The organism is Corynebacterium testudinoris (genome assembly GCF_001021045.1).
Taxonomy (GTDB): Bacteria; Actinomycetota; Actinomycetes; order Mycobacteriales; family Mycobacteriaceae; genus Corynebacterium; species Corynebacterium testudinoris.
Map to the genome: position 1 here is coordinate 1,947,975 of NZ_CP011545.1, position 25,469 is coordinate 1,973,443.

27 protein-coding genes and 2 tRNA genes are annotated in these 25,469 nt (G+C 62.4%); 9 read left to right on the top strand and 20 right to left on the bottom strand.

Annotated elements, in window-relative coordinates; translation table 11 throughout:
* Nucleotide 1 precedes the first annotated feature (1 nt).
* Both CTEST_RS09310 and CTEST_RS09315 read right to left on the bottom strand, forming a co-directional pair.
* The gene (locus CTEST_RS09310) at nucleotides 2-409 is read right to left on the bottom strand and encodes a hypothetical protein (RefSeq protein ID WP_052844360.1); all 408 of its coding nucleotides are present in this window, start codon (nucleotides 407-409) and stop codon (nucleotides 2-4) included.
* Nucleotides 410-584: 175 nt separating this feature from the next.
* Nucleotides 585-1,376 carry a hypothetical protein gene (locus CTEST_RS09315; protein WP_047253503.1) on the bottom strand — a complete coding sequence of 264 codons (792 nt, stop codon included), beginning with the start codon at nucleotides 1,374-1,376 and terminating at the stop codon, nucleotides 585-587.
* A 102-nt stretch (nucleotides 1,377-1,478) separates the two neighbouring features.
* On the opposite strand from CTEST_RS09315, the gene CTEST_RS09320 reads away from it, so the two are divergent.
* The 3 genes from CTEST_RS09320 (at nucleotide 1,479) to CTEST_RS09330 (ending at nucleotide 3,650) form a co-directional block, all read left to right on the top strand.
* Nucleotides 1,479-1,781 carry a metalloregulator ArsR/SmtB family transcription factor gene (locus CTEST_RS09320; protein WP_047253504.1) on the top strand — a complete coding sequence of 101 codons (303 nt, stop codon included), beginning with the start codon at nucleotides 1,479-1,481 and terminating at the stop codon, nucleotides 1,779-1,781.
* 2 nt (nucleotides 1,782-1,783) lie between these two features.
* Nucleotides 1,784-2,305 (top strand): SRPBCC domain-containing protein, encoded by a 522-nt coding sequence (locus tag CTEST_RS09325; protein WP_047253505.1) that lies wholly within the window; start codon nucleotides 1,784-1,786, stop codon nucleotides 2,303-2,305.
* Nucleotides 2,306-2,705: 400 nt separating this feature from the next.
* The gene (locus tag CTEST_RS09330) at nucleotides 2,706-3,650 is read left to right on the top strand and encodes an NADP-dependent oxidoreductase (RefSeq protein ID WP_047253506.1); all 945 of its coding nucleotides are present in this window, start codon (nucleotides 2,706-2,708) and stop codon (nucleotides 3,648-3,650) included.
* Nucleotides 3,651-3,962: 312 nt separating this feature from the next.
* On the opposite strand, the gene CTEST_RS09335 is transcribed toward CTEST_RS09330, so the two are convergent.
* Nucleotides 3,963-4,036: transfer RNA gene (locus tag CTEST_RS09335), tRNA-Ile, on the bottom strand.
* Between the two features lie 169 nt (nucleotides 4,037-4,205).
* Between CTEST_RS09335 and CTEST_RS09340 the strand changes: the two genes are divergently transcribed.
* Nucleotides 4,206-4,278 (top strand) — tRNA-Asn (locus tag CTEST_RS09340).
* Between the two features lie 51 nt (nucleotides 4,279-4,329).
* Here CTEST_RS09340 and CTEST_RS09345 read toward each other — a convergent pair.
* Both CTEST_RS09345 and CTEST_RS13690 read right to left on the bottom strand, forming a co-directional pair.
* Nucleotides 4,330-5,142 (bottom strand): YwiC-like family protein, encoded by an 813-nt coding sequence (locus CTEST_RS09345; RefSeq protein ID WP_236686073.1) that lies wholly within the window; start codon nucleotides 5,140-5,142, stop codon nucleotides 4,330-4,332.
* A 142-nt stretch (nucleotides 5,143-5,284) separates the two neighbouring features.
* On the bottom strand, nucleotides 5,285-5,452 hold the full coding sequence (locus CTEST_RS13690; RefSeq protein ID WP_158408160.1) for a hypothetical protein: 168 nt from the start codon (nucleotides 5,450-5,452) through the stop codon (nucleotides 5,285-5,287).
* 162 nt (nucleotides 5,453-5,614) lie between these two features.
* Here CTEST_RS13690 and CTEST_RS09350 point away from each other — a divergent pair, with 162 nt between their 5' ends.
* The gene (locus CTEST_RS09350) at nucleotides 5,615-5,857 is read left to right on the top strand and encodes a hypothetical protein (RefSeq protein ID WP_047253507.1); all 243 of its coding nucleotides are present in this window, start codon (nucleotides 5,615-5,617) and stop codon (nucleotides 5,855-5,857) included.
* On the opposite strand, the gene dnaG is transcribed toward CTEST_RS09350, so the two are convergent.
* Complete coding sequence (gene dnaG / locus CTEST_RS09355) at nucleotides 5,854-7,767, bottom strand: DNA primase (protein WP_047253508.1); 1,914 nt, start codon at nucleotides 7,765-7,767, stop codon at nucleotides 5,854-5,856. The genes CTEST_RS09350 and dnaG overlap by 4 nt on opposite strands.
* Nucleotides 7,768-7,819: 52 nt before the next feature.
* Here dnaG and CTEST_RS09360 point away from each other — a divergent pair, with 52 nt between their 5' ends.
* The gene (locus tag CTEST_RS09360; protein WP_047253509.1) at nucleotides 7,820-8,245 is read left to right on the top strand and encodes a ribonuclease domain-containing protein; all 426 of its coding nucleotides are present in this window, start codon (nucleotides 7,820-7,822) and stop codon (nucleotides 8,243-8,245) included.
* A 26-nt stretch (nucleotides 8,246-8,271) separates the two neighbouring features.
* Here CTEST_RS09360 and CTEST_RS13110 read toward each other — a convergent pair whose 3' ends face one another.
* From CTEST_RS13110 to CTEST_RS09375, 3 genes are all read right to left on the bottom strand, one after another.
* On the bottom strand, nucleotides 8,272-10,023 hold the full coding sequence (locus CTEST_RS13110) for a hypothetical protein (RefSeq protein WP_052844361.1): 1,752 nt from the start codon (nucleotides 10,021-10,023) through the stop codon (nucleotides 8,272-8,274).
* A gap of 194 nt (nucleotides 10,024-10,217) precedes the next feature.
* Entirely contained in the window at nucleotides 10,218-11,498 is a 1,281-nt protein-coding gene (locus CTEST_RS09370) for a deoxyguanosinetriphosphate triphosphohydrolase (protein ID WP_047253510.1), read from the bottom strand.
* A gap of 45 nt (nucleotides 11,499-11,543) precedes the next feature.
* Nucleotides 11,544-12,167 (bottom strand): YdcF family protein, encoded by a 624-nt coding sequence (locus tag CTEST_RS09375; protein WP_162488757.1) that lies wholly within the window; start codon nucleotides 12,165-12,167, stop codon nucleotides 11,544-11,546.
* Nucleotides 12,168-12,275: 108 nt separating this feature from the next.
* Between CTEST_RS09375 and CTEST_RS09380 the strand changes: the two genes are divergently transcribed.
* Nucleotides 12,276-14,315 (top strand): TPM domain-containing protein, encoded by a 2,040-nt coding sequence (locus CTEST_RS09380; protein WP_047253511.1) that lies wholly within the window; start codon nucleotides 12,276-12,278, stop codon nucleotides 14,313-14,315.
* 17 nt (nucleotides 14,316-14,332) lie between these two features.
* Here CTEST_RS09380 and CTEST_RS09385 read toward each other — a convergent pair whose 3' ends face one another.
* From CTEST_RS09385 to CTEST_RS09395, 3 genes are read right to left on the bottom strand one after another with little or no spacing between them, the layout of a single operon-like run.
* A complete protein-coding gene (locus tag CTEST_RS09385) occupies nucleotides 14,333-14,806 on the bottom strand; it encodes a hypothetical protein (protein ID WP_047253512.1) in 474 nt (157 codons plus the stop codon).
* A 10-nt stretch (nucleotides 14,807-14,816) separates the two neighbouring features.
* On the bottom strand, nucleotides 14,817-15,323 hold the full coding sequence (locus CTEST_RS09390; protein ID WP_047253513.1) for a hypothetical protein: 507 nt from the start codon (nucleotides 15,321-15,323) through the stop codon (nucleotides 14,817-14,819).
* 2 nt (nucleotides 15,324-15,325) lie between these two features.
* Complete coding sequence (locus CTEST_RS09395; RefSeq protein ID WP_047253514.1) at nucleotides 15,326-16,705, bottom strand: glycine--tRNA ligase; 1,380 nt, start codon at nucleotides 16,703-16,705, stop codon at nucleotides 15,326-15,328.
* A 312-nt stretch (nucleotides 16,706-17,017) separates the two neighbouring features.
* On the opposite strand from CTEST_RS09395, the gene CTEST_RS13390 reads away from it, so the two are divergent.
* A complete protein-coding gene (locus CTEST_RS13390; RefSeq protein ID WP_083985546.1) occupies nucleotides 17,018-17,485 on the top strand; it encodes an ArsR/SmtB family transcription factor in 468 nt (155 codons plus the stop codon).
* Nucleotides 17,486-17,558: 73 nt separating this feature from the next.
* Nucleotides 17,559-17,987, top strand: a complete 429-nt coding sequence (locus tag CTEST_RS09405) for a Fur family transcriptional regulator (protein WP_047253515.1) — start codon at nucleotides 17,559-17,561, stop codon at nucleotides 17,985-17,987.
* Here CTEST_RS09405 and CTEST_RS09410 read toward each other — a convergent pair.
* The 8 genes from CTEST_RS09410 to CTEST_RS09445 are packed head-to-tail and all read right to left on the bottom strand — an operon-like array spanning nucleotide 17,984 to nucleotide 25,468.
* Nucleotides 17,984-19,123, bottom strand: coding sequence for a VIT1/CCC1 transporter family protein (locus CTEST_RS09410; protein ID WP_047253516.1), 1,140 nt, complete (start codon nucleotides 19,121-19,123; stop codon nucleotides 17,984-17,986). The genes CTEST_RS09405 and CTEST_RS09410 overlap by 4 nt on opposite strands.
* Before the next feature lie 18 nt (nucleotides 19,124-19,141).
* A complete protein-coding gene (locus tag CTEST_RS09415) occupies nucleotides 19,142-19,870 on the bottom strand; it encodes an isoprenyl transferase (protein WP_144413320.1) in 729 nt (242 codons plus the stop codon).
* Between the two features lie 37 nt (nucleotides 19,871-19,907).
* Nucleotides 19,908-20,645 carry a DNA repair protein RecO gene (gene recO / locus CTEST_RS09420; protein WP_047253518.1) on the bottom strand — a complete coding sequence of 246 codons (738 nt, stop codon included), beginning with the start codon at nucleotides 20,643-20,645 and terminating at the stop codon, nucleotides 19,908-19,910.
* A gap of 59 nt (nucleotides 20,646-20,704) precedes the next feature.
* Entirely contained in the window at nucleotides 20,705-21,625 is a 921-nt protein-coding gene (gene era, locus CTEST_RS09425; protein WP_047253519.1) for a GTPase Era, read from the bottom strand.
* A gap of 33 nt (nucleotides 21,626-21,658) precedes the next feature.
* Nucleotides 21,659-22,510: a pyridoxal kinase PdxY gene (gene pdxY / locus CTEST_RS09430; RefSeq protein ID WP_047253520.1), complete on the bottom strand. Its 852-nt coding sequence runs from the start codon at nucleotides 22,508-22,510 to the stop codon at nucleotides 21,659-21,661.
* Nucleotides 22,511-22,538: 28 nt separating this feature from the next.
* Complete coding sequence (locus CTEST_RS09435) at nucleotides 22,539-23,879, bottom strand: hemolysin family protein (RefSeq protein WP_047253521.1); 1,341 nt, start codon at nucleotides 23,877-23,879, stop codon at nucleotides 22,539-22,541.
* Complete coding sequence (gene ybeY, locus CTEST_RS09440) at nucleotides 23,880-24,503, bottom strand: rRNA maturation RNase YbeY (protein WP_047253522.1); 624 nt, start codon at nucleotides 24,501-24,503, stop codon at nucleotides 23,880-23,882.
* Complete coding sequence (locus CTEST_RS09445; RefSeq protein ID WP_047253523.1) at nucleotides 24,503-25,468, bottom strand: PhoH family protein; 966 nt, start codon at nucleotides 25,466-25,468, stop codon at nucleotides 24,503-24,505. The genes ybeY and CTEST_RS09445 overlap by 1 nt, the downstream gene beginning before the upstream one ends.
* Nucleotide 25,469: the final 1 nt, after the last annotated feature.

Sequence of the window (25,469 nt, forward strand, 5' to 3'; positions counted from 1 at the left end):
TTCAGTCAACCAAAACCAGCTCCGCCGTGAAATGGTGGCGGGTCGCGAGATTGCTCACCACCGTGTTGAGGTGCGCCAATTCACCCGGCGTGCCGGTGAGGACCTGCCGACAGGCAAGGTAGACGCCCTCGGTGGGGCCGACGGAGCGTCGCCATGCAGTGAACCACTCGGCGGTGAGTGGATCAGCCCCCGGGACGGACAACTGCGACCCGGAAGGGACGCAGACGACCATCGCCGTCTCGACGTCCCGGCGCACGGCTCGAGGCATCCCCGACACGGTGAGGACGGCGGCAGCGGCGGTATCGGGTAGGTGAGCGGACACGTCGGGGTGCTCCCACGGGTGGTCATCAATGACCGAAGCATCGGCCGCGCCGAGCCAGCGTGCGAGTTCTGGTGCAAGGGTGGTCATGTCGAATTTCCTTCGGCCAACACGAACACTGCCTAAGCAGTGCAAGACGAGGTTCGTCTTCCCCAACGGCCTCTCGTGCACCTTGCGATTGTCACCGAGTATTCTCCCCACCCGTCACACCGGCAACTCTAAACCTCCACTTCAACCCCCGTTTATTCAAGTAGAGGTTGAGGCTTTAGCGGGTCCAGATAGCCGGAGTGGTGACCGTGACCGGAACCAACCCGGCGCGCTGAAGGATCGGGCGCGAGTACCCCGTGCAATCAACCTGAAGAAACTCCTTGCCCCGCTCCCGCGCCGAGCGTGCGCGTTGAGCGGTCAGCGCGCGATACAACCCCTGACCGCGATGCTCCTCATTGCAGGCCCCGCCCCACAGCCCAGCGAAATCAGTTCCCGTGACGAAATCAACCCGGCCAGTACACACCACATCGCCCGCCGGCCCGCGGACCAGCCACATCTCGAAGCTATTCGGCTCCGCGTTCGCGCGCGCGACAAGCTCCTCATACCGCCGCTCGGTCCGCTCAGGGGAATCACCAAACACCGCGCCCGCCTGGGTGGTGGCCTCGCGCAGGTCCTCTTCGTTGTGTGCTTTCTCCAGGCGGTAACCCGGCGGCAGGCCGGCGCCCGCGCTGAGCGCCGACTCCACCGTGCCGATCATCACCGTTTCCGGCTCATCGAAAACGAAGCCGTTTTTGACCAGCAAACGGGAGAGATCCGGGAGATCATCGTGCTGTCGAGTTTTCCACTCAACTTCCTCGATGCTCGGATCAGCCGAGAAATAGTCGAGGGCCTTCAGGATAAGTGCTTCCAGGTCTACCTCGGACGCGATGGATCGGTAAGTAATAAACCCCTGGCCGGGATACTTAGCCATCCACAGCGGCCCCAGACGGGTGTAGCTGGAGGCCGACTCCACCTCTGCGGACGTGCGCAGCTGCTGGTCATAGAGGTCACGAAAATCAGAGATGTTCATTGGGGAGCAAGTGTGGCAGTGGGTGGCGAGTGGGTCAATAGCGTGGGGAATTGACGGTCCACACCCTTGACAGTTATGTAAGCCGACACTTACTCTTTGGTCATGGACGGATTCGAAGCCCTCGCCGACCCCACCCGAAGGAAGATCATCGAGCTGGTGGCCACCGGCCCCCGTCCCGCCGGTGAGATTGCACGGCATTTTTCCGTCTCCCGTCCCGCCATCTCACAGCACCTCAACATCCTTTCCGCGAGCGAGATTTTAGAGGTCGAACCTCGCGGACGACAACGCATCTACTCACTGAACAAAGACGCCCTCGAAGGACCCTTAGATTGGCTCGAAGCTCAGCGACAACGTTGGAACGCAGCTCTCGACCGACTCGAGTCCGAAATGAAAAAGGAAGGCTAATCATGACCTCAAAATCGGACGATCCGGGGCTTCATCGCGGCTCCCTCGGCATCGGTAAAGACGGATCATTCCAGATCCACTTCGAGCGACATTTCCCATTTTCCCCATCGGTTGTATGGCAGTGGTTAGTCGATCCCGACAAACTCTCCAAGTGGCTGCCAGGGTCCACCATTTCACCCCTTGTCGGCGGACAAGTCCTGTACGACTTCGGCGACGAAGGTCAAGCCACCGGCGACGTCATCTCGCTTCAAGCGCCTACAACTGGGGCTGGCCACCTAGAGCATTCGTGGAACTGGGATGGAGTACCCACGCCTTCCATCGTGAAATGGGAGATTCAACCAACTGCCGATGGCTCCAGGCTTTCCCTGAATCACCGCGAGGTCCCGAGGGAACCCGCCAGGGAGTTCGGAATGGGCTGGCACATGATCCTCGACTCACTACAGCTTGCTGTTTCCGGATCTGCCGTCGACGAAGCCTGGAACCTCGATGAGGAAACCATCGCGTACTACGTGAATGATGACTAGTCGCCACGCAGCACATTGATCCGTGAGCTCAGCTGACGGAATTCAGGGGCCCAGGTTGTTGGCCCCTACGTAGATCTCCCACCTCGATCTGCCCAGTATGCCTGGCTCCCAGAACCTCAAGGGGCGACCCGCGATGCGGCTGTCGCTCTCAAAACGCCTCCAAGCATTCATGAACCGCCAAGATTACCTTCGCCTTTTGATGAAACTCCTTCTCCTCTTTCCGGGATTCAGGCCCCCACAGCCAGTTAGATGCAGCGGTATCATTGGCGCCAGTTGCAATCCTCCCTCGGATACCCCCTGGAGCGAATACTGCACCTCCTATGACCCAGAAAACTGCGCTGGCGTCTACGCCGCGCGATACACCACTCCCACAAACTCAGACCACTTCAAGGAAGTAGAGATGAAAGCAATAGGTTTGACGAGCTATGGCGGCCCCGACGTGCTGCACACGGTTGAGCTGCCGACCCCTGAGCCCGGCACGGGCGAGATTCGGTTGCGGGTTAAGGCGGCCGCAATTCACCCCGCCGACGTGATGCTGCGCCAAGGCGCACTATCTGAGTGGTACGGCGACACCCCCCAACCCTATGTCCCTGGTATGGACGTTGCCGGGGTCGTTGATGCGATCGGCCCCGGTGTTGATGAATCCAGCGACCTAACACTCGGCACAGACGCGGTGGCGCTAGTCAACAGCTTCGGCACACACGGCGGATACAGCGAATACCTGGTGCTGCCTGCCGAGTCGGTAACGAAAGCACCGCTCGGTTCCAGCGCTGAGCAGGCCGCCTCTTTCCTCATGCCCGCACTCACCGCACGGGCCGGGTTGGATCTACTCGGCCTTAACAAGGGCGACTCGCTATTGGTGGCAGGTGCCGGCGGTGCTGTGGGCCGCTTCGTCGTCGCCCTCGCCCATGCCGACGGTCTCCGGGTGATTGCGTTGGCTGCCGACAGGGACCTCGAGCTGATGCGCCGCTTGGGGGCCGATGATTTCGTGCCGCGAAGCGCCGAGTTTCTCCAACAGATGCAGATCACGGCCCCCAGTGGAGTGGACGGCCTGTTCGACACAACTCCGGCACACGAGCAGCACCTACCTGTCGTGCGCGACGGTGGCCGCGTCGTGTCAACGCGAACTGATCTGGGCAACCTGGACCGAGGCATCACGTCGGCCATGGTCAATGTCCGCCAGCACATGACCGATCACGCTGCCATCGTCGGCCTGCGTGACCTGGCCGAGGCGGGAGTACTTCCGTTAGATGTGGCCGCCGCCTACCCTGCCGCCGATGCTGTCGAAGCTCATCGAAGGTTCGACGCCGGGCAGGTGAACGGTCGCATTGTGCTCACGTTCTGATGCGTCCACCTCGAACTAGTCTCGCCAGCACTCCAGCACCATAAAATGGGAGGCATCTAGGTAGTCGATTGTGCGGGATACACCTGCTACGAGCTGGATCTTGTGTTCACTAGTCAGTGCCCGGGTTCTTTCAGAGGACCTGGGAACTGGCGAACGGAGCCACCGATCACCGCTGACATCTTTCTCGCTTCCAAACCTCTACAGCATCGCGGAAATAAATAGTTAGAGACAGACGCATGCTGTTGACCACGGCAGTCCTACTGGCAGCGCCCCCACAGGCGATGTCTGTGGGGGCGTTTTGCCAGTGCAAAGTGGGGCCGGCGGGGCTCGAACCCGCGACCTACGGATTATGAGTCCGCGGCTCTAACCGACTGAGCTACAGCCCCCAGTTACAACTTGGTCAGTATATCTACCCCTTTGGGCCTTCCAATAATCCCCCACCCGGATCGGCAAGAATCTATCTATGACCTGGCGATTTGCCACTTTCGACGCCACCCCGTTATAGTTATGACTCGTTGCACAGGACCGATAAGGACTGAGCGGCAGACAATTTAATCCTCCATAGCTCAGTTGGCAGAGCATTCGACTGTTAATCGAAGGGTCACTGGTTCGAGCCCAGTTGGAGGAGCAAATAATTAAGGCCTCGGAAGAAATTCCGGGGCCTTTTTGCATGTCAGGGCTACAACACCGCTGCCAGGACGGCCCCGCACGCGAGCAAGAGGATCGGCATTTCTGCCATGCCCACGCGGCGTGCGGACCACGGCTGCCCCTGCTTGGCGGACCAAGGGATGTAGCAAGCCCTGGCGAGCGCCACGAGCATGGTTGCAAGCATCAGCCCCGCGGCCACCAGGCCCGGACGCCAAGCGATCACTAGGACGCTTACCGCCAATGCTGCGGCGACGTGATAAGCAATCGATCCAAAGAGGTAACGCGGATTGTTTTTCTCGCGGATCATGGTTTTGACGAACGGGATAGTGCCGGTGAAGTAGAGAGCCAGGAAGGCCATCGACAACCAGGCGAATGAGGGGAGAGCAAGCGGGGTCGTTGCCCCTATCCCCTGCCCCACCATGACCAACGCGGGAAAAAGGAGCGCGGATGCAACCGTCGTGGAGACTCCGGAGACCGTCGATCGAGGACGCCCCTGCAACGTTTCCCACACTGCGATCGCGACCAGCGGGGTGAAAGGGATCGCCCACCACAACAAGGCTGGCTGCAGCAGAAGAGCCGCCACGATGCCTACCAAAGAAATTCCGCCGTATACGTAGACCGGCGTGATGTACTGCGCTCGCCTTTCGGGCGTGCGCGCTTTAGCCACGAGGCCGAAGGCGAAGAACGCGAAGTAGCCGAAGAACCACGCGATGAGGACAGCGGGAAGCACGATCGCTGGCTGCCATCCCGGCGCGGGTTCCCGGACCCAGGTCACGATTCCCGCAATGAGCCCTAGGACCGCCGGGCTGATGAGCATCGCCCAGGCGCCGTGCTGGTTGGGCACCCAAGGGGAGATTCCTTTGCGACGTCGCTTCCTAGAAGCAGCTGGACGGCGCGAGGTAGTGCTGGCACGTGCTTCCATGAGGCCAACTCTAACATCATCCAAAAGTTGGATATTTCGCCCGGCAGCATTCCGGAGTGGAAGGTCAGGACTCTGTGTCGGTCACGGAGATGTAAGGATGGGCCACCGCCGAGGCGGCGGAGGTGAGGGCGGACCGGTCATCGCCGACGTGGGTGTAGAGCAGGGCAGTCAGAGCTAGCGTCGCCGACGCGTGCGCCGAGAGCTGCCCTGCACCACCGAATTCACCAAACATCGAGGCCCAATCCCTGTTTGAGTTCTCACTAAGAAATTGTTATTGATATGAAACTAGCTGATTGGGCGCTGTTTGTCTCCCCTTTCATCCATGCTGTTCGCTCGGTGCGCAGGTAGGCTAGTCCCCATTCCTGTCCGCACCACTTTGAGGAGCACGCACCCCATGATCCAGTTCGTTGTCGGAGCCGCCGCAGGCTACGTCCTCGGAACCAAGGCTGGCCGCCGTCGATTCGAGCAGATCAAGAAGGGCTACTCGGCCGCGGTGAACTCACCGGTGGCTAAGTCGGCAGTGACGGCTACTCGTAAGGCCGTGGCTAATAAGCTCGACCCGCAGCCGCGCATGCGTGAGGTGAAAAACGTCCGCCAGGCGGACGGTTCTCAGGTCCTCGAGCCTGATTCGGACTAGGCCGGGGTCCGGCCGCGGAAGGCGCGTTCGTTGAGTTCCCGGCGCGCCTGCTCTAGCGCCACGAGGTCGGCAAACAGAGTGTTGTAGGCCTCCGGGTCGTCGGAGGGCCGCATGCGCTGCAGGCGTGATTTTAGCTGGGCGATGTGGTTACCCACCTGTGCTTCCTGCAAGCGAGAAAGCACCGAGTCGGTGTATTCCGCCCGAGCCTCGTCCTCGACGGGGATGTCCTCGACGGCCAACTCAGACACCAATTGACGGCCCGCCAGATCGGCCATGTCTCCCGCGACGGTGGCAATCCAGTCCACGCCGGTGTGCGCAGCTGCGCACCCGCCGTTGTTCTCAATGGCCTGACGAACCATCCGATACGCCGGGTGGGTGTACGCCTCCCGACTAATGCCGTCGTAGTAGGTGCCCGCGAGCTCGGGATATTGCAGCGCCAGTTTCAGCGATTCCCGCTCAGGCCACAGGAAAGAATCACGGGGGTTGGGCAGCGGCATCGTGGGAGTCGTCTGCACGGGCGCGGACTGGTCGCTATCAAACCGGGTAGCTCGCCGCTGCTTCATCTCCGGCTTGGGGCGGCGCGCCTCCTCCCGGACTTGTTGTAGCACCTCGTCGGTGTTGGGCCAGCCGATCCAGCCCGCCAACTGGCGGGCGTATTCCGTCTGCAGGACGGAATCCTTGATGCCGGCGACGACGGGGACGGTGCGTCGTAAAGCTTGGAGGCGTCCTTCGACGGTGTCCAGGTTGTGCTCACGCAACATGGACTCGACGACGAATTGGAACATGGGGATGCGGTCGGCGACGAGATCGCGGACCGCAGCCTCGCCCTTCTCCAGACGCAGGTCACAGGGGTCCATCCCGTCGGGGGCGACGGCGACGAAGGACTGACCGGTGAACTTCTGGTCTCCCTCAAAGGCACGCATCGCTGCCTTCTGTCCGGCCTCATCACCGTCGAAGGTGTAGATGAGCTCGCCGCGGAAGTAGTTGTCGTCGAGCATGAGGCGCCGCAGGATCTGCAAGTGCTCCTCACCGAAGGCAGTGCCACACGCCGCGACGGCAGTGGTGACTCCGGCGGCGTGCATGGCCATGACGTCGGTGTATCCCTCGACCACGACCGCCTGGTGCCCCGCAGCGATGTGCTTTTTCGCGACATCCAGGCCGAAGAGCACCTTGGACTTGTGATAGAGCATCGTGTCCGAGGTGTTCATGTACTTGCCCATGTTGTCATCATCGAAAAGCTTGCGAGCCCCAAAGCCGATGACATTGCCCGAAAGGTCCTTGATCGGCCACAGAAGGCGCCGATGGAAACGGTCGATCGGCCCGCGCTGGCCCATCTTCGACAGGCCCGCCGCCTCCAGCTCCTTAAACTCGAAGCCCTTCCGCAACAGGTGCTTGGTCAACGTATCCCAGCCCTCGGGGGCATAGCCACATTCGAAGGCATAAATGTGCTCCTGCGAAAACCCGCGGTCCAGCAGAAACTCGCGCGCCTTCTGCGCCCCCGGGGTTTCCAACTGCTCGCGGTAGAACTGATGGGCCGCGCGGTTGGCATCGATCAGCCGCTTGCGGGTGCCCGGTTCTTCTCGACGCGCCCCCGTCGAACCCCCCTGATAATTGATCGTGTACCCGATTTCCTGGGCAACCTGCTCCACCGCTTCCGGGAAGGAAATGTGCTCCATCTCCATGAGGAACGTGAACACATCACCGCCCTTACCAGTGGAGAAGCAGTGGAAATAGCCACGGTTAGGCCGCACATGGAAGGACGGCGTCTTCTCGTCCTTGAACGGGCTCAAACCCTTCAGGGAATCGGCGCCACCGGGCTTAAGCTGGACGTACTCGCCAACAATCTCCTCGATCGCAGCGCGCTCACGGATCGCCTGAATATCACTCTCCGGAATGCGTCCCTTAGCCATAACGAACAGGGTACCGCGCAGGTCAAACTAGTGCCTTCGTTAGGATCGACCCGTGAAGAAGAACTCCACCCTCGCCGTCGCAGGCGCCATTGTGCTCGCCGCCGGCGCCGCCTGGTTCGGCGTCGATCTCACCACATCACCCCAGCGTATCGACGCCCCCGCCAGCACCAGCGGGCTCGCCACCTGTCCGGTGGACAGCCTACCGGACCAGGCCCCACCCGTCATCGATGACATCCTCGCCGGCGGACCCTACGAGTACCCCGGCGAGGACGGCGGTCACTTCGGCAACTACGAAGGCGTGCTTCCCGACGAGCGCAGCTCCTACTACCGCAGCTTCACCGTCGACACCCCGGGCCTGCGGCACCGCGGTGAACGCCGCATCGTCGTTGGCGGAGGCTCCAAATCGGACCCGGATGTCTGGTACTACAGCGACGACCACTACGGATCTTTCTGCGAGATCCCGGACGCGGAGAACTAGCAGCGTCTGCGATGCGAACGGTTGCGTCATCGAGTTTTCGGAAGGTGGATAGTGTAGCGGATTCCCTTCTCCTCAAGGAGGTCTATCAAAGGATCGCTAGCACCCAATTTGCTCGTGTACGCACTGGGATAGAAATGCCAGTGAGCACCTTTGATCTGCCCAGTCGAGATAAGATACGCATCCGATTCGATCTGCCTCCTCGTAGTGGAATCAAGGGTCTTAAACCCAACCTTTGCCTCATGCGCAATCCCTCTAGCTACGACGTCAAATCTCCTGATGTGAGGATTACAGACGGTAATGCACCCTTTGGTTGATTCCGAGAATTGAGTTTCCGCTTTAGCGAAGAACCTGCTTCGACTTCTTTCTAAATAGTCTTCTCCCGCTTTGCCGTCATTCATGAACTGAACGGATCTTCCTGATACATGTCCAGGTCGATCCAACAGATTGTTCAATCGGTCGAGATCCATGCGGCCAATTGTGGACAGGCGATACAAGCTCTCATCATCAGCCCCTGCTTTCTTCAGTGACTCCCAGCTGTTAGGTCGCATGGCTTTCACGACCCTGATTCGATCGGGGCCTGGAACATGATTGAGTTGTGAAACAACGCGCGCAACTTGCGGAGCTAAGTGCGGGCTAGTCGAGAGAAACTTCTCGACTTTTCTTGAGATCGAGGTAACGTCACCAACTATCGGGACGATTCCGACAACATTAACGCCAACACCGACCCAGTCATTGTTAATCGCTGCGACAACCGCATCACGAATGTCCGACATCCCGCCAATAACCCAACCGACCACCGGAAGGAAGCTCGCCCCACCGACTGCCAGGTTTCCGGCAAGCCAGGCGATAGAGTCCACAGGCATGGCATCGCCTGCAAACGCACCCTTTGCGAAGTCGGTGGCATAGTCCCACCTCGAGACTTTCACATCTTCAAATTGTGGATCTAATCCATCGGATTGGCGGTTTTCATCTTCATATTTGTCGGTGAAGCCATCTCCATCGGTGTCTTCATTTCTGGGATCAGTACCAACCAGGTTGAGCTCTAGGAAATCGGAAAGTCCATCTCCATCGGTGTCTTGGGAATAAGGATCTGTTCCCGAGTTAGCTTCCTCTGCATCCCATACCCCGTCGCTATCAGTGTCGCCGAGTGTTGGGATCGAGAACCCGACATAGACTGCTCTATCCGCCTGGCCGTCGACTACTTCGCCGGCTTCGTCTCCATCTGAAAGGCCGTCGTCGTCGGTATCGGGATTCATGGGGTTGGTGATAAACGTTTCGCCCCGTTGTGTTGACCATCCGAGGACCTCCGCTTTGTCATTTAGGCCGTCATCGTCTGAGTCAGCCTTCAAAGGGTCGGAGACACCAGTGTAAAGCGACGCCTCTGCAAGATTCTCAGCAGGCTGACCAGCTTCGACGCCGTCGGTCAGCCCATCTCCATCAGTGTCAGGGTTCTTAGGATCAGTGACATAGGTGTGACCGGCAAGTGTCGTCCACCCCTCTTCCTCCACAAGATCGGGGATACCGTCACCGTCAGTGTCTAGGTTCGGATCAGTGGGCTCCAGCTGGGTGGGGGCAGCTACCTCAGGAAAGGCTTCTTCAGGAGCATCGGGACTAAAGCTCGGAATAACCGCACTGACTGCCAGAACAGTCACCACGATGGCAGCAGCAACTAGTATTTTTGTCGCTGCCACGTGGTTCTTTATCCAGAGCTCGATGTGGCTCCGGAGGCTAGCAGGTGTCAGGTCCTGATCCGACGGCACATCGGTACGACTATCCATTCGGGTCTCCACTAAGAATGCGAGGCTGTCGCGGCCAGCGAATTCTCTATCTTTACGGCTGGTCCGCTCATCCCTCATTGACTCTGGCAATTCCGGAGATGTTACCGGACCTAGTAGGAAGTCGTTTTAGAATCAATACAAAAGGTGCTCGACATCATTGTGGAGACAGTCAGCGCCCATTCGGACGCGGAAGACTAATCCATAAATGCAGCCAGATCGGCCGATCGCTTCGCCATTCGTTCGAGCCGCGATTCGGTCATCGAGGCGATCTGGTCGATGACGACTCGTTGGCGCGCGGCATCGGTGTCCGCTTCCTCCCACCATTGGCGGAACATCGGGTCGAGGGAGCCGGGTGCACCGGCGGTGAGGTAGTCGAAGACGCGGTAGATGCGTTCGCGTTGGCGGTCTTGGCGGGCCAGGTGTGCGGGTTTGTCCATGACGTACAGCACGGCGATGGTCTTCAGCAGCGTCACTTCGGCAAGAGCTTGGGGTGGCACGATCAGTTCGCCGTGGTAGCGGCCGAGGGTGCTCTTGCTTGTCTGCGCTCCCTCAAGGGTTGCCTGCACCGTCGCCCCGACATAGCGTCCCACTAGCTCGGAGGTCATCCTTTTGAGGCCTGCGTAGCCGCGCAGGGTGTCGTCGAAGTCGGCGGCTGCGGCGACGACGGTGAGCTGGCGGAGAGAATCGGCGGCGTCGAGAAGCTCTTCGGGGGTGCCGCCGAAGGCGCGCGCACCCTTTTCCGCCAAGGCGGCGAGCTCGACGAGGTCCCACAGGACGTGAAGGTTGATGCGGCCGGAAACGATGCCATCTTCGACGTCGTGAACGGAGTAGGCGATGTCGTCTGACCAGTCCATCGCCTGGGCTTCCATCGCGGGGCGCTCGTCGGTGTGGCCTTCCCGCAGCCAGGCGAGGATCTCGGCGTCCTCGTCGTAGCAGCCGTACTTGCGGTTGACGCTGCCATCGGAGTTGGTGCGGGTGCGCGGATACTTGCAGGCAGCGTCGAGGGCAGCGCGGGTGAGGTTGAGGCCGAAGCTCTCGCCGGAGGGGGACACGATCTTCGGTTCGAGGCGGGTGAGAATGCGCAGGGTCTGGGCGTTACCTTCGAAACCACCGCAATCTCCGGCGACCTCGTTGAGCGCGACCTCACCGTTGTGGCCGTACGGCGGGTGGCCGATGTCGTGGGTGAGTCCGGCCATCTCGCAGAGATCGGGATCAAGGCCAAGGCCGGTGCCGATCCCGCGGGAAATCTGCGCGACCTCCAGCGAATGCGTCAGCCGGGTGCGCGGGGTATCCCCATCACGGGGGCCAACGACCTGGGTTTTGTCCGCCAGCCGGCGCAAAGCCGCAGAATGGAGCACTCGCGCACGATCGCGTCCGAAGTCGCCGCGATGATCCGGGGTGGCGTTTTCGAAGTCACTACCCTTGGGTGCCTCGTCGAACCGGCGGGCGGTGTCAGCGGCGTTATAGCGGTACATCAGTCTCCTTTAAATCTCGTCCACCCAGCATATTTGCCGCGAGCCTCAGCACGGATTCTCCCCCGCCGCCTTCTCCGCGTCGAGTTGCTGATGACGCGCCTTCCGCGATGGCCGCAGGGCAGACTGAATCCGCCGGAGCGTACTCTCCAATTCCTCCGCCTTGTCACGCCCGACAACAAGGGAGGCGTCGACCACAGCCAGGCCGCCCAGCTCGTGGGACAGCGTCAACCACCACGACGGACGAGGGAAGCGTGAGGGACTCGTCTGCGTCGGCGACGCGTAAGCATCAATACCCAGCTCCCGGGCGATTCTTTCCGCCCGCAAGCTGTGGTGAGGATCAGTGACCACAAGGGCCGGGCCGAGATCGGGATACTCATCGAGTAGGGCGCAGAACGACCCGCGGGTGTCATTGCCTCGACCCACCGCGCTCACCCGCTCAGCAGGCACCCCGTGGTCGATGAGATAGGTCCGTCCAACCTCCGCCTCGGTGAAGCGATCACCCGGCAGGTTCCCGCCGACGGGATAGAAATGTTCCACCCGGCCCTCCTCCCACAGCAAGACGGCGTGGTCCAGGCGTGCGGCAAATTGCCGCGAGGGACGTCCATCATATTGGGCCGTGCCGAGCACAACTGCGGAGCGGGCGTGCGGGAGGGGGAAACGGCGGCGCAAATAAGCATGGGTGAGGATGCGGGCCGGACCAGCCAATGCCACGACTGCCAGGAAATAGGGAGCTTTCACATCGGACAGTGTGCCAGGCTGGGCGGTAGTCTGGTGCGCATGAAACCCTCGATGCCTCGCCCGAAGACCATGGCCGCCGCGGCTGGCATCTCCGCCGCTGCATTATTCGGCGGCGCTCCCCTTGCGCTGGCGTTGAGTCCGTCGACTGTGCTGGCGCAAGCAACAGCGACGGATACGCTCGCACCAGGGCATTTGTCGGCGCCGGTGACGGACGAGTCGGGGGTGCTCGATGCCTCGCAGAGCGCGGAGCTGGAATCGAAAATCCAGCAGTACAAGATCGATGGAAAGAAGTCGATTTTCGTCGTGTACTTGCCTAGCTTCGGTGATATGTCTCCCGAGGAGTGGACGAAAGCCGCCGTCGCGGCCAACGGCGGCGGGAATACCGGCGTGCTGGCTATTGCCACCGGAACCCGCCAATTCGGATTCAGCGGCGGCGATCAGTGGACCGACGCTGAGCTCAACGATGTGTACGATGCCGCCTACCCCGAGCTGGTGAACAATAACTGGTACGAGGCTGCCTCGGCGGCCATCGGCGGCGCATCATCCTCCGGCGAAATGTCCGGCGAATCCGCCGCGTGGCTGGCCGGCGGCGCGGGAGCTGCCGTCGCCGCTGGCGGTGGCGTCTGGGCGTATTCCCGCCGTAGGCGGAAGGCGACCGATGCGGCTGTGCTGGAGGATTCCCGCAGTATCGACCCCTCCGATACGCGCCGCATGCTCGAGCTGCCGATGGAAACCCTCGAGCACCGCGCGCAGGAGGAGCTTGTTTCCACCGACGAGTCGATCCGCCGTGGCCGCGAGGAGCTAGACCTGGCGATTTCCGAGTTCGGGCCCGAGCGCACTCGTTCCTTCACCCGCGCCATGAACCACTCGACGACGACGCTACAAAAGGCCTTTGCCCTGCAGCAACGTCTCAATGACTCCATCCCGGAGACGCCAGCTGAGCGCCGAGCCATGCTCGTGGACATCATCTCCTCCTGTGGACAGGCCGATCGCGCGCTCGATGCCGAGGCCGATGCCTTCGCCGAGATGCGCAATCTCCTGGCTACCGCCGATGTCAAAATTGGCGAACTGACTCAGCGCACCATCGACCTGCGCGCTCGCCTCCCGAAGGCCACCGACACCATGGCCCAGCTGCGCGAACGCTACACTCCGGAGGTCCTGGCCAGTGTCAATGACAACATCGAGATGGCCTCCGCGTCGCTCGATGAGGCAGAGGGGGCCTTGGGCTCTGCCCGTGACCTCGAGGCCAAGCCAGCCGGCGAGCAAGGCGGGCTGGTGGAGGCCATCCGCCACTCCGAGCACGCGATCGAGGTCGCCGATCGCCTGCTCACTGGCATCGAACACGCCGATGAAAACATCAGCACCGCCCGCGCCAACGTCGGCGCCCTCATCGAGGAAATCGAGCAGGAGATCGGCGAGGCAGGCGACCTCAAGCGCCGCGGCACCTCCCAGGGCGCGCCCGCCGATTGGAACAAGCTTGACGATGTCGTCGGTCGCGCCGTCGCCGCCCTCGACCAGGCTCGCACGACCGCCAGCGCCGATCCGCTGGGCACCTACACCTCTCTGACAGCTATCGATGCGGAGCTCGACGAACAGCTTGACACGGTCCGCGAAACTACCGCCAACCAGGAGCGCCAGCTCCAGATCCTGGCCAAGCAGCTCAACTCCGCTACGGCCACCATCCAGGGCGCCGAGGACCTCATCGCCTCCCGTGGCCGTGTAGTCAAGGCCCAGGCCCGCACCTACCTTGCCGATGCCAAGCGGCTTCACGCCCAGGCCATTCAACAGCGCACCACCAACACCCGCGGCGCCATCGAGGCTGCCCGCCAAGCAACAGTGGCGGCACAATATGCGTCCAAGCAAGCCCAGTCCGACATCGACGATTATCAGCGTCGCCAGTACTCCAACCGCGGTGGTGGCTCCAACATGGGAGGCATTGTCACCGGCATGGTGATCAATGAGATCCTCTCCGGCGGTGGCCGCGGAGGCGGCTTTGGTGGTGGCTTCGGTGGCGGAGGGTTCGGCGGAGGCGGCTTTGGTGGAGGTGGGGGTGGCGGCTTCCGCGGCGGGTCGTTCTAAGTAACGCCGACCGGAACCTACACCCGCGGCCGCCGCACCGGGGAGTCCACCAGGACGCAACCCCAGCTGAGGAACACTGCGTCCACGGTGGGCAGTGAGGCGTAGGCGGGGCCGGGGCGGAACTGGACTTTGCCGCTGATGAGGGGGCTGACGTAGGCGACAATGCCCTGCTCACCGACGATGTAGCGTTCTTTGCGCCAGATGTTTGTGCGGCGGAGCTCGTAGGCTCGGCCGTCGCACAGCGCGTGAAGGACGTTGACGGTGAATCCGGATTGGGCGAGGGTGAACACGCGGCCATCGCCGGTGGTGGCGCGGGCGCGGAATTTGCGGGGTCCGGGGACTGACTCAACGAGCAGGCGCTCGGAGTCGCAGTAGAGGACGTCGGAGCGGACGCGCGCGATGGTGTCTCCTGCGGGGTCGATGAGCTCATTGCCAATCCACTCCCACGGTCCCTCGGGAGCCGGTTCGAAGATTCCCGCCGCGTCCGCCATGGTGGGGGCCCTAGAAAATGAACGCCAGGATCGCCACGACGGTCATGATCGCGAGGGTGCCGATCACCGCCGTGGAGGACTTGGACAACCGGCTTTCCAGGATGAGCCGCGCGAACCACGACAAGGCGGCGACTTCTTCGACCGGCAGGGCTGCTTCGCCCTCGAATTCGAGGATGGCTTTGCGCACGCCGTGGTTTGCACCGGAGAACTGCGCAACCTTTTTCGAGGCGGCATCGTCGATGATCCAGTTGCTGCTGTTTTCGTTGACGAGGGTGAACTTCTTCTCCCCGAGGACGACCTCGATGGTTTTGTCCTTGCGGAAGTTGCCGACGGCGCGGTAGACGCGGCCGTCGATAAGCGTGGCGGTAGCGCCCGCATTCTTGTCAAAGTCCAGTTTCCACGTCGACCCGTTGACGGCAGCGGTCTCGGCGGCGAAGCGGCCGAGCTCCTGCGGTCCGTCCTCAGCGAGGAGGACGGGGGCGTCGGTGTCGCTGCGATCCCAGCTGGTGAAGTGCATGACTAGCAACCTGCCAAACGGGTGGCCAGGTAGTTCTGCAGGTCATCGAGCTTCACGCGCTCCTGAGCCATCGTGTCGCGCTCGCGGACGGTCACGGCCTGGTCTTCGAGCGTGTCAAAGTCGACGGTGACGCAGAACGGCGTGCCAATCTCATCCTGGCGGCGGTAGCGGCGGCCGATGGCACCCGAGGTGTCATAGTCCACGTTCCACAGCCCGCGCAGCTGCGCAGCCACCGCCTGAGCCTGCTCGGTCAGCGGCTCCTTCTTCGACAGCGGCAGCACGGCCACCTTCACCGGGGCGAGGCGGTAGTCCAGCTTGAGAACAACTCGCTTATCGACGCCGCCCTTGCTGTTCGGCGCTTCATCCTCATGGTAGGCATCACACAGGAAAGCCATCATCGCCCGGCCCAGGCCGGCCGCCGGCTCGATGACATACGGAATCCACCGCTCGTTGGTTTCCTGATCGAAGTAGGAAAGGTCTTCGCCGGAGCCCTCGGAGTGAACGCGGAGATCGTAGTCCGTGCGGTTGGCCACACCTTCCAGCTCGCCCCACTTGGAACCAGCGAAGTGGTAGGCGTACTCGACGTCCACGGTGCGCTTGGAGTAGTGCGAGAGCTTCTCCTGCGGGTGCTCGTAGAGTCGCAGGTTCTCGGGGCGGATGCCCAGGTCGATGTACCACTGGTAGCGGTCATCGATCCAGGTCTGGTGCCATTCCTCATCCTCGCCCGGCTTGACAAAGAACTCCATCTCCATCTGCTCGAACTCGCGCGTGCGGAAAATGAAGTTGCCCGGGGTGATCTCGTTGCGGAAGGACTTGCCGATGTTGGCGATGCCGAACGGGGGCTTCATCCGAGCCGAGGTCATGACGTTTTTGAAGTTGACGAAGATGCCCTGAGCGGTCTCCGGGCGCAGGTAATGCAGACCCTCTTCATCGTCGACCGGGCCGAGGTAGGTCTTGAGCAGGCCCGAGAAGGCGCGCGGCTCGGTCCAATTGCCGGGCTGGCCGGTCTCCGGGTCATTGATGTCCGCGAGGCCGTTTGCCGGCGGGTGGCCGTGCTTCTCCTCGTAGGCCTCCAGCAGGTGATCGGCGCGGTAGCGCTTGTGCGTGTGCAGCGACTCCACCAGCGGATCCGTGAACACCTCGACGTGACCGGAGCTCACCCACACCTGGCGGGGCTGGATGATCGAGGTATCCACACCGACGACATCGGCGCGCGAGGTGACCATGTGCCGCCACCACTGACGCTTGATGTTTTCCTTGAGCTCCACGCCCAACGGGCCGTAGTCCCATGCGGATCGGGAACCGCCGTAGATTTCACCGGCCTGGTACACAAGGCCGCGGCGCTTGCACAGGTTAACGACGGTATCGATGACGGACGCCATGCGGTTTCAGACTCCTCTGGTCGGGGATCACAGTCGATTGCAGTACACCGAGTGTAGCGCCCCGGGCCGAAACCAGTCCGAATCGGGGCGAGCTGCGCCCATCACTTCGGCGCACGAAACCACCGGCTGTTCGGTCCGGGAACCAGACGGGGGTGAAATGTCTAGAGTTAAGCAATTATTTTCTATACTGTGAATTATCATCAACGCGGACAGGACGCCTGTCCGAGAACCAATGTGTGAACCAATGTGTGAAGGCTGCGGCGGAAGGACATTTTCGCAGTCGGCCTGCGTGAAGAGTTAGGTGTAGTAGCCATGAATCCTCTTTCGGACAGTGACCTCGCTGCTGCCGAGCTCGTCATCGGTGCCCTTGATTCCCGCTTGCGTCTGCAAATCATCCAGAGATTGTCCGAACGCGAGCACTTCGTCCACGAACTCGTCGCCGGATTGGGTAAATCTCAGCCGTTGATCAGCCAGCACCTACGCGTGCTCAAGCGCTCCGGCATCGTCAACTCCGAGCGCCGCGGGCGAGAGGTCATCTACCGCCTCGTCGCACCCGCCGCCGCCGACCTCATCCTCGCGGCGATCGCGTTGCACCGTAACGCCCCGACCGAGGAGGCCGCCGCGACGATCATCAACCTGCCGCGGGGAACCGAGCCCGAAGGTGACGCCGGAGCTGGTCAGATCGCGCATGCGCCCGCCGCCGCACTCTCCGGGGAACCCACGCTGGATCCCATCCCGGACCCCGCCCCAACGCCTCCGACGCCGCAGAGTTTTTCCTAACGTCGACGCACAAGTGCGGAAGTATGGATAATAGGATGATCGAACGATCGCCTTCCATAGAAAGCACTTGCCCATGACTCCCCTGCCGACTGGAACCCCGAAGTTGGGTGCCCGGAACACTCGCCAGCGCACCGCGGTGGTGCAGGTTCTTTCCGATATTGACACGTTTGCCTCCGCCAAGGAGATCTACCGCGAGCTGGATTCCCGCGACCTCAAGGTCGGGCTGACGACGGTCTACCGCACCCTGCAATCGTTGGCCGATATCAACGCCGTGGACGTGCTCCACATGAGCAATGGCGAAACCTTGTACCGCCAGTGCGTCAACGAATCACACCACCATCACCTGGTGTGCTCGCAGTGCGGGCGCACGGAGGAAATCGACGGCGGGCCCGTCGAGACGTGGGCCCAGCGCGTCGCCGAGGAGCACGGCTACACCCTCTCCGGCCACGACGCCGAAATCTACGGCACGTGCGCGCAGTGCCAGCAACAACCAGCTCCCTAACCCAATACCGTGCCGAAGGCCAGGCCCAGCAGGTACGTCACTCCCGCCGCGCTCAGGCCGATGGCCAATTGACGCAGCGCCCGCGACAGCGGCGCCTTGCCGGAGAGCACTCCCACAACGCCACCGGTGATCATGAGCGCCCCGGACACCAGCAGCACGGCGATGAGCGCCCCAGTGGCCGGGGAAGCGCCGAAGAGGAACGGGATGATGGGGATGAACGCCCCGGTGGCAAAGAACAGGAAACTCGATCCAGCCGCCGTCCACGCCGAGCCCACCACGTCGTCCGCGCGGGTGGGTGCTTCAATGCCCTCCGGGTGATCTTCCCGGTCCAAGCCAATCGCCTGCTCTAAGGCCATGCGGGCGAACTCAGAATTGGCCTTGGCCTGGGCTTCCTGCTCACTGAGGCCGCGGGCGCGATACACCAACTTCAGCTCATTAGCGTTGACATCGAGCTGGGGAAGCAAGGTGTGCGCCTTGGGGTGCGGCGTCGACGCCTCCAACAGCTCACCCTGGGACTTCACCGACACCCACTCGCCCGCCGCCATGGACAACGCTCCGGCGAGCAGGCCGGACAGGCCGGTGAGCAAAATCATGTTGGAGCTGACACCCGAGCCCATGACGCCGACGACGAGGGCAAGGTTGGACACCAAACCATCGTTGGCGCCGAAAACGGCCGCACGGAAGCCGCCGGACATCTTCTCCCGGCCACGGGTGGCTAAGCCGCGGACCACTTCGGCGTGGATGCGTTCGTCGGCGGCAATCTGCGGGGAGGCGTCTTCGTCTTTGAGATAAGGATTACGGGATTCGGCGGTCTGCATGAGGGCGAGGGTGAACACCGATCCAAAGCGCTTGGCCAGCACTCCCATGAAGCGAGTCTGCAGGTCAGGCTGGCGAGGAAAGCCGACGTAGTTGCCCAGCTTGTCGCGCCAGTACTCCTCGTGGCGGGCCTCAGAGTCCGCCAGGGCGAGGAGGATCTCCCGCTCCTCGCCCTCCTTCCGCCGCGCTAGCTCACGGTAGACAGCTGCCTCGGCTCGTTCATTGGCCAGGTAACGACGCCAACGATTGATCTGTGCTTTCGTCGGTTCATCTACTCCCGCATCGTCCACGACGCGATCATCAACCCGATCCTCAACCATCCGTCTTCCTCCCAGCTCCTACTTCGTGCCGCCGAAGCGTCGGTCACGAGATGCATACTCTACTACCGCCGCGAACAAATCTTCTGCCGTGAAGTCAGGGAACAACTTGTCTTGGTAGACCATCTCCGCATACGCCGATTGCCACAGCAGGAAGTTCGAGGTGCGTTTCTCACCGGAGGGGCGCAGGAACAGATCAACATCCGGCATGTCCGGCTCGTCGAGCCACTGGGAGAAGTTCTTCTCCGTGATGTCCTCGGGACGCAACTGACCTGCGGCGGCGGCGCTGGCGATGGCCCGGGCGGCGTCGATAATCTCTGCCCGACCACCGTAATTGACGCACATGGCCAGGGTGAGGCGATCATTGTCCTGGGTTTGCTCCTCGGCGATCTCGAACTCGCGGATGACCGAGCGCCACAGGCGCGGACGGCGGCCCACCCAGCGCACCCGCACGCCCTTCGCGTCGAGCTCATTGCGCTGGCGGCGCAACACGTCGCGGTTAAAGCCCATGAGGAAGCGGACTTCCTCGGCGGAGCGGCGCCAGTTCTCCGTGGAGAAGGCATACGCGGACAGGTATGGCACACCGAGTGCCAGGCACGCATCAACCACGTCCATGAGGACAGCTTCGCCGCGCTTGTGCCCCTCGGTGCGCTTGAGTCCGCGCTGCTGCGCCCAACGGCCATTGCCATCCATCACCAAAGCGATATGGTTCGGCAAAAATTCAGCGGGGATCGATGGAAGGGGCGGCATTGGCACAGTCACCCGGTCCATTGTGCCACTACCCGGGCTACACCTGATCCATGACCGCCAGGCTGGTGACCTTCTGTTCCAGATGCCACTGGAGGTGGGCGCGGGTGAGCCGATGAGCGGCATCAATAAGCTCAGGATCAGCGCGGTCCAAGGCCGCGGGCCAGTGCGAATGCGCCAGCAACCACATCAGGTGCAGCGCTTCCTCAGCCACCTCCGCCGAGCCCGGAGGACGGCACGTGACACACGCCGCACCGCCGACGGCCGGGTGGAAGGCGTGGTGCGGGCCCGGGTTGCCGCATTGGGCGCAGTCGAACAAGCTCGGGGCCCACCCAGCGTGCGCCATCGCTTGGAGGAGGAAGGAATCGAGCACCATCGACGGGTAGGCAGTCTCCTGCATCCGGGCGAGGGTCTCAGTGAGGTGGTCAAACAACCAGGGATCATCATCACCATCGAGCGCCGCCAGGCGCTCCGCGGACTCCAGGGCGGCGCAGGCTGCGGTGTACCGCGGGTATTCGTCGATGATGCCGGAGCCATAAAAGGCCACCGTGTCGGCCTCAGTGATCGTCTCCAGGTTCCGGCCCGGGTACAGCGTCACGCTGTTATCCACAAACGACTGCAGCCGGGAACCAAACCGCGACTTCGACCGCCGCACCCCCTTGGCCACCCCACGGACAATCCCGTGGTGGCGCGTGAGCAGGACGATGATGCGGTCGGCTTCGCCGAAGTCATAGGTCCTGATCACCAGGGCCCGATCGCGATAGGACTCGCGCCTCATGAGCTGGAACTCACCGCCTAGGATTCATGGCCTCGGATGCATGGCCTCGGATGCACGTACTAGAAACCCAGCCGGCCCAGGGACTTGGGATCGGACTGCCAATTCTTTAACACCTTGATGCGCAGGTCGAGGTAGACATTCTGGCCGAGCAGTTTGATGATTCCCTGGCGGGAGTTGTGAATGATCCGGCCGAAGCGGCGACCATTTTTGCCCTTGATGATGTCCTTTTGGCCCTCGCGCTCCAGATACAAGATCGCGTGGATGTCCAGGACATCGGGGCGTTCCTCGTTGGGCAGCATCTCATCGACTTCGACGGCGACGGAGTGCGGCAGCTCGTCCTTGAGGCCTTCGAGCGCGGCTTCGCGGATAAGTTCGGCGATGCGCTTTTCGGTTCCGTCATCGGTGAGGTGGTCATCCGGGTAGAGCTTCGGCCCCTCGGGCAAAAGGCTGGCGATGACGTCGGCGAGGATGTCCACCTGCGTGCCATCGGCTGCGGATACGGGCACCACGTCGCTGTCGCCGCCCAGCAGCTCGTGCAGGGCCATGAGCTGGGCGCCGACCTCATCCTTGGATACCTTGTCGATCTTGGTGACAATGCCCACGATCGGCGTGTTCGGGGCGACCTGGCGGACATTGTCCAGAATCCAGCGATCACCTGGGCCGATCTTCTCATCCGCTGGGATGGTGAGCCCGATGAGGTCGACGTCGGCGTAGGTTTCTTTGACGATCTCGTTGAGGCGCTCGCCCAGCAGAGTGCGCGGGCGGTGCAGGCCGGGGGTATCAACGACGATGATTTGCGCATCCTCGCGGTGCACCAGCCCGCGGATGGGATGGCGGGTGGTCTCCGGCTGGTCCGCGGTGATCGCGATCTTCTCCCCCACCAGCGCATTGGTGAGGGTCGACTTGCCCGTGTTGGGGCGGCCGACGAAGCTGACGAAGCCGGAGCGGAAGCCGTCCGGGGTAGTGCTGAAACTGCTGATGTGTTTCTCCTAGGTTCGAGGTTTAACTACAGGTTAGCGGACCTGCGTGACCTCGAACTGCATCCGCGGGTGGGCGTAGGCATCTTGGGCATCGATGAGGAGAAGTTCCCGCGAGTCTGCCTCGTAGGTTTTCTCCACCAGGTCGAAGACGCTGGAGGCCGTTTTGGCCAGCGCGTCGGCGGCATTGCGGCTGGCCACGTAGTGCCCGGTGAACAGCGCGGCGGTGACATCGCCGGAGCCATTGCGCTTAAACGGCAGGTAGGGGGTCTGCACAATCCAGGCTCCCTCGTCGTTGACGGCGAGCATCTCGATGGTGCCTTCCGGGCGATCCGGGCGCTCCACGGAGGTAACCAGCACGGTCGACGGGCCCATGGCGCGCGCCGCGTCGACGGCTGCCAGGGTGGATTCGAGGTCCCCGACCTCGAGGCCGGTGAGGTAGCCCAGCTCGAACTGGTTGGGGGTGATGATGTCGGCGACGGGCACGACGCGGTCGCGCAGCAGCGGCGGGATGAGGTCGGAGACGTGGCAGCCGGACTTGGCGTTGCCCATGACCGGGTCGCAGGCGTACAAAGCGTTGGGGTTGGCGGCCTTGACCTTGGCTACGGCCTCGATGATGACATCCGCAATGTCGGAGCCTCCCTGGTAGCCGGACAGGACGGCGTCGCAACGCTCAAACACTCCCCGATCCTCGATGCCGGCGATGACATCGGCGACATCGGTAGCCGGGATCATCGGCCCGCGCCAGGCGCCGTAACCGGTGTGGTTGGAGAAGTTCACGGTGGACACCGGCCACACCTCGTGGCCGAGGCGCTGCAGCGGGAACACGGATGCGGAGTTGCCGACGTGCCCGTAGGCGACATGGGACTGAATGGAGAGGATATTCACCCGGCCAATTCTTCCACGTTCCCCGCTGTTACTGCTTATCGACGTCCCCGTCGTCCTCGCCCGCAGGCTCCTCCAGCACCTCCACAATCACCGAACCCACGCGCACCCGTCCGCGCCGATCGCGCCCGCCCTCCGCGGTCAGCCGCAGGCCAGAGGTCTCAACGACCGAGTCAGGCAGTGGCACTCGCCCCAGCTCGTAGGCGAGCAGCCCGGCGACGGTGTCGACCTGCTCACCAATCTCCTCGGTGAATTCAATATCCACTCCGAGGTCATCCCCAATCCGCTCCGTGAGATCCTCCAGCGTCAGCCTGGACACCACCCGATAAAGCCCCAGGCCAACGGGCTCAATGGGGGCAACTTCCCGGGTGTCATACTCGTCGGTGATTTCGCCGACGATCTCCTCCAGGATGTCCTCCAGCGTGATGAGCCCGGCAATCCCGCCGTACTCGTCCACCAACACCGCCATGTGAATGTGATCGCGCTGCATTTCATGCAGCAACTCATCGAGGTTCTTCGAATCCGGCACGAACGTCGCCGGGCGCATCACGTCCGTCACGCTTACCGACGCCCCGCCGTCCGTCAGGTGGTACGTCCGCCGCACCAGGTCCTTGAGGTAGACAATGCCGATGATGTCATCGATGTTCTCCCCGATCACCGGGATGCGTGAATAACCCGAACGCACACACAGGGTCGTGGCCTGGCCCGCATGCTTTTCCGATTCGATCCACACCATTTCCGGGCGCGGCGACATCACCTGGCGGGCGGTCGTCGACGCCAGATCAAACACCGACTGGATCATCCGGCGCTCCGCGACCTCCACGATGCCGTGCTCCTGGGCGATGTCCACCATCTCCCGCAGCTCCACTTCCGTGGCGTAGGGGCCATCGCGGAAACCGTTGCCCGGCGCGATGAGGTTGCCCACCCAGATGAGCATCTTGGACACCGGCCCGAGGACCACCGCCGTCGCTTGCAGCACCATCGCCGAACGCAGCGATACGGAATAGGGGTTTTTTCGCCCGATGGTCCGGCCAAAGACACCGACCACGGCGTAACTAATCAGCGCTACCGAAACGATCGCGATGGTGATTGCCCAGACATCCGATTCGAAGTACTCGCGGGCGAGGATGGCAGCGAAGACGGCCGCGGAAACGTCGAGAAGTGTTTTGAGCAGGATGAGCAGGTTGATGTGGTCCGCGCGGCGGTTGACCACCTGCAACAGCGTCCGCGCCCCGCGCACATCGTCTTTGACCATGCCCTCGACGCGCGCCCGGGAAATGGAACTCACCGCCGACTCGACTGTGCCCAGCAGCCCCGACAACGCCAGCGAGAGCAGCGTGAGTACGGCTAGCCAGATTAACCCCTCGTCCATTTAGGAGTCCTTGGGGTCGGCGGTCTCGGCCGGTTCACCGATTGCCGGGATTCCGGGGAGCTTCTCATCGAGCGCCTCCCGGTCCGCCGCCGAGGGGAACGCCTGCGGGCCGGTCGGCTTGGGCTGGTAGGCGATGCCGCGCTTTTTCACGTCGTCGTACCAATCGGCGAGCAATTCATTCTGCAGCGCGAACATCTCCCGCTCCTCCGGTGCCGTCGCGTGATCGTAGCCCAGCAGGTGCAGGCTGCCGTGAATCGTCAGCAACGCCAACTCGTGATCAAGGCCGTGCCCGGCGGCCAGCGCCTGCTTGGCGGCGAACTCGGGGCACAACACGATGTCGCCGAGCATCGCCGGACCGGGTGCGGGGGCATCGGGGCGCCCGCCGGTGACGCTGCCACTGCCGGGCGTGAGCTCGTCCATGGGGAACGTCATCACGTCGGTGGGGCCGTCGAGGTCGAGCCACCGCACGTGGAGATCCTCAATGGTGGCCAGATCAACGATGTGGATCGATGCCTCGGCATCGGGGTGGATATCCATCTCGCCGAGAGCGAAGGAGGCGACGTCGATGAGCATCTCCTCGTTGACGCCCTCGTAGCCGGACTCATTGAAGACTTCGATGCTCATTAGTGCTGCTTCTCCTCATACGTGTCATAGGCGTCGACGATGCGACCCACCAGCGCGTGCCGGACCACGTCCTGGCTGCTCAGCTCCGAAAAGTGAATCCCCTCCACGCCGCGGAGGATGTGGCGGACCAGCCGCAACCCGGACTTCTGGCCTGATGGCAGGTCAACCTGGGTGATGTCACCCGTGACCACCATCTGCGAGCCGAAGCCCAGGCGGGTGAGGAACATCTTCATCTGGGCCGGGGTGGTGTTCTGCGCCTCATCCAAAATGACGAAGGCATCGTTGAGCGTGCGCCCGCGCATGTACGCCAGCGGCGCCACCTCAATGACCCCGGCTTCCATGAGCTTGGGGATCATTTCCGGATCGAGCATGTCCCGCAGCGCATCATAGAGCGGCCGCAGATACGGGTCGATCTTGTCGTTGAGCGTGCCCGGCAAAAAGCCCAGTTTCTCGCCGGCCTCGACCGCCGGACGGGTGAGAATGATCCGACTGACCTGCTTCGACTGTAGCGCCTGCACGGCCTTCGCCACCGCCAGATACGTCTTGCCGGAACCGGCGGGCCCAAGTCCAAACACGATCGTGTTCTCATCGATCGCATCAACGTAGGTCTTCTGCCCCAGCGTCTTCGGCCGGACTGTCTTACCGCGCCGACTCACGATGTCACTGGCCAGTACCTCCGCTACGGACTGCGGCGCCTCGACCGTCACGATCGACACTGCGTGCTTGACCGCATCCGCCGAGATGACGTGCCCGCGCCGCGCGATGGACTCCAACTCATCCAACACCTTCACGGCGCGCGCGACCTCGTGGTCGGGCCCCGTCACCCGGATGACATGCCCGCGCGCGAAAATATCGGCATCAATCTGGTTGTTCAGCACCCGCAGGTTCTCATCATTGATGCCCAGCACCGTCTGCGCGTACGCGGAGTCGAGCTCCACCGTGTTCGTGATCACCTGTGTGGCCATG

What these genes read in the sequence shown, in the direction of transcription:
- CTEST_RS09310 (WP_052844360.1), bottom strand. Translation starts at nt 409, where the DNA reads ATGACCACCCTTGCACCAGAACTCGCACGCTGGCTCGGCGCGGCCGAT.
- CTEST_RS09315 (WP_047253503.1), bottom strand. Translation starts at nt 1,376, where the DNA reads ATGAACATCTCTGATTTTCGTGACCTCTATGACCAGCAGCTGCGCACG.
- CTEST_RS09320 (WP_047253504.1), top strand. Translation starts at nt 1,479, where the DNA reads ATGGACGGATTCGAAGCCCTCGCCGACCCCACCCGAAGGAAGATCATC.
- CTEST_RS09325 (WP_047253505.1), top strand. Translation starts at nt 1,784, where the DNA reads ATGACCTCAAAATCGGACGATCCGGGGCTTCATCGCGGCTCCCTCGGC.
- CTEST_RS09330 (WP_047253506.1), top strand. Translation starts at nt 2,706, where the DNA reads ATGAAAGCAATAGGTTTGACGAGCTATGGCGGCCCCGACGTGCTGCAC.
- CTEST_RS13690 (WP_158408160.1), bottom strand. Translation starts at nt 5,452, where the DNA reads ATGTTTGGTGAATTCGGTGGTGCAGGGCAGCTCTCGGCGCACGCGTCG.
- CTEST_RS09350 (WP_047253507.1), top strand. Translation starts at nt 5,615, where the DNA reads ATGATCCAGTTCGTTGTCGGAGCCGCCGCAGGCTACGTCCTCGGAACC.
- dnaG (WP_047253508.1), bottom strand. Translation starts at nt 7,767, where the DNA reads ATGGCTAAGGGACGCATTCCGGAGAGTGATATTCAGGCGATCCGTGAG.
- CTEST_RS13110 (WP_052844361.1), bottom strand. Translation starts at nt 10,023, where the DNA reads ATGGATAGTCGTACCGATGTGCCGTCGGATCAGGACCTGACACCTGCT.
- CTEST_RS09370 (WP_047253510.1), bottom strand. Translation starts at nt 11,498, where the DNA reads ATGTACCGCTATAACGCCGCTGACACCGCCCGCCGGTTCGACGAGGCA.
- CTEST_RS09380 (WP_047253511.1), top strand. Translation starts at nt 12,276, where the DNA reads ATGAAACCCTCGATGCCTCGCCCGAAGACCATGGCCGCCGCGGCTGGC.
- CTEST_RS09385 (WP_047253512.1), bottom strand. Translation starts at nt 14,806, where the DNA reads ATGGCGGACGCGGCGGGAATCTTCGAACCGGCTCCCGAGGGACCGTGG.
- CTEST_RS09390 (WP_047253513.1), bottom strand. Translation starts at nt 15,323, where the DNA reads ATGCACTTCACCAGCTGGGATCGCAGCGACACCGACGCCCCCGTCCTC.
- CTEST_RS09395 (WP_047253514.1), bottom strand. Translation starts at nt 16,705, where the DNA reads ATGGCGTCCGTCATCGATACCGTCGTTAACCTGTGCAAGCGCCGCGGC.
- CTEST_RS13390 (WP_083985546.1), top strand. Translation starts at nt 17,018, where the DNA reads ATGAATCCTCTTTCGGACAGTGACCTCGCTGCTGCCGAGCTCGTCATC.
- CTEST_RS09405 (WP_047253515.1), top strand. Translation starts at nt 17,559, where the DNA reads ATGACTCCCCTGCCGACTGGAACCCCGAAGTTGGGTGCCCGGAACACT.
- CTEST_RS09410 (WP_047253516.1), bottom strand. Translation starts at nt 19,123, where the DNA reads ATGGTTGAGGATCGGGTTGATGATCGCGTCGTGGACGATGCGGGAGTA.
- CTEST_RS09415 (WP_144413320.1), bottom strand. Translation starts at nt 19,870, where the DNA reads ATGCCGCCCCTTCCATCGATCCCCGCTGAATTTTTGCCGAACCATATC.
- recO (WP_047253518.1), bottom strand. Translation starts at nt 20,645, where the DNA reads ATGAGGCGCGAGTCCTATCGCGATCGGGCCCTGGTGATCAGGACCTAT.
- CTEST_RS09435 (WP_047253521.1), bottom strand. Translation starts at nt 23,879, where the DNA reads ATGGACGAGGGGTTAATCTGGCTAGCCGTACTCACGCTGCTCTCGCTG.
- ybeY (WP_047253522.1), bottom strand. Translation starts at nt 24,503, where the DNA reads ATGAGCATCGAAGTCTTCAATGAGTCCGGCTACGAGGGCGTCAACGAG.
- CTEST_RS09445 (WP_047253523.1), bottom strand. Translation starts at nt 25,468, where the DNA reads ATGGCCACACAGGTGATCACGAACACGGTGGAGCTCGACTCCGCGTAC.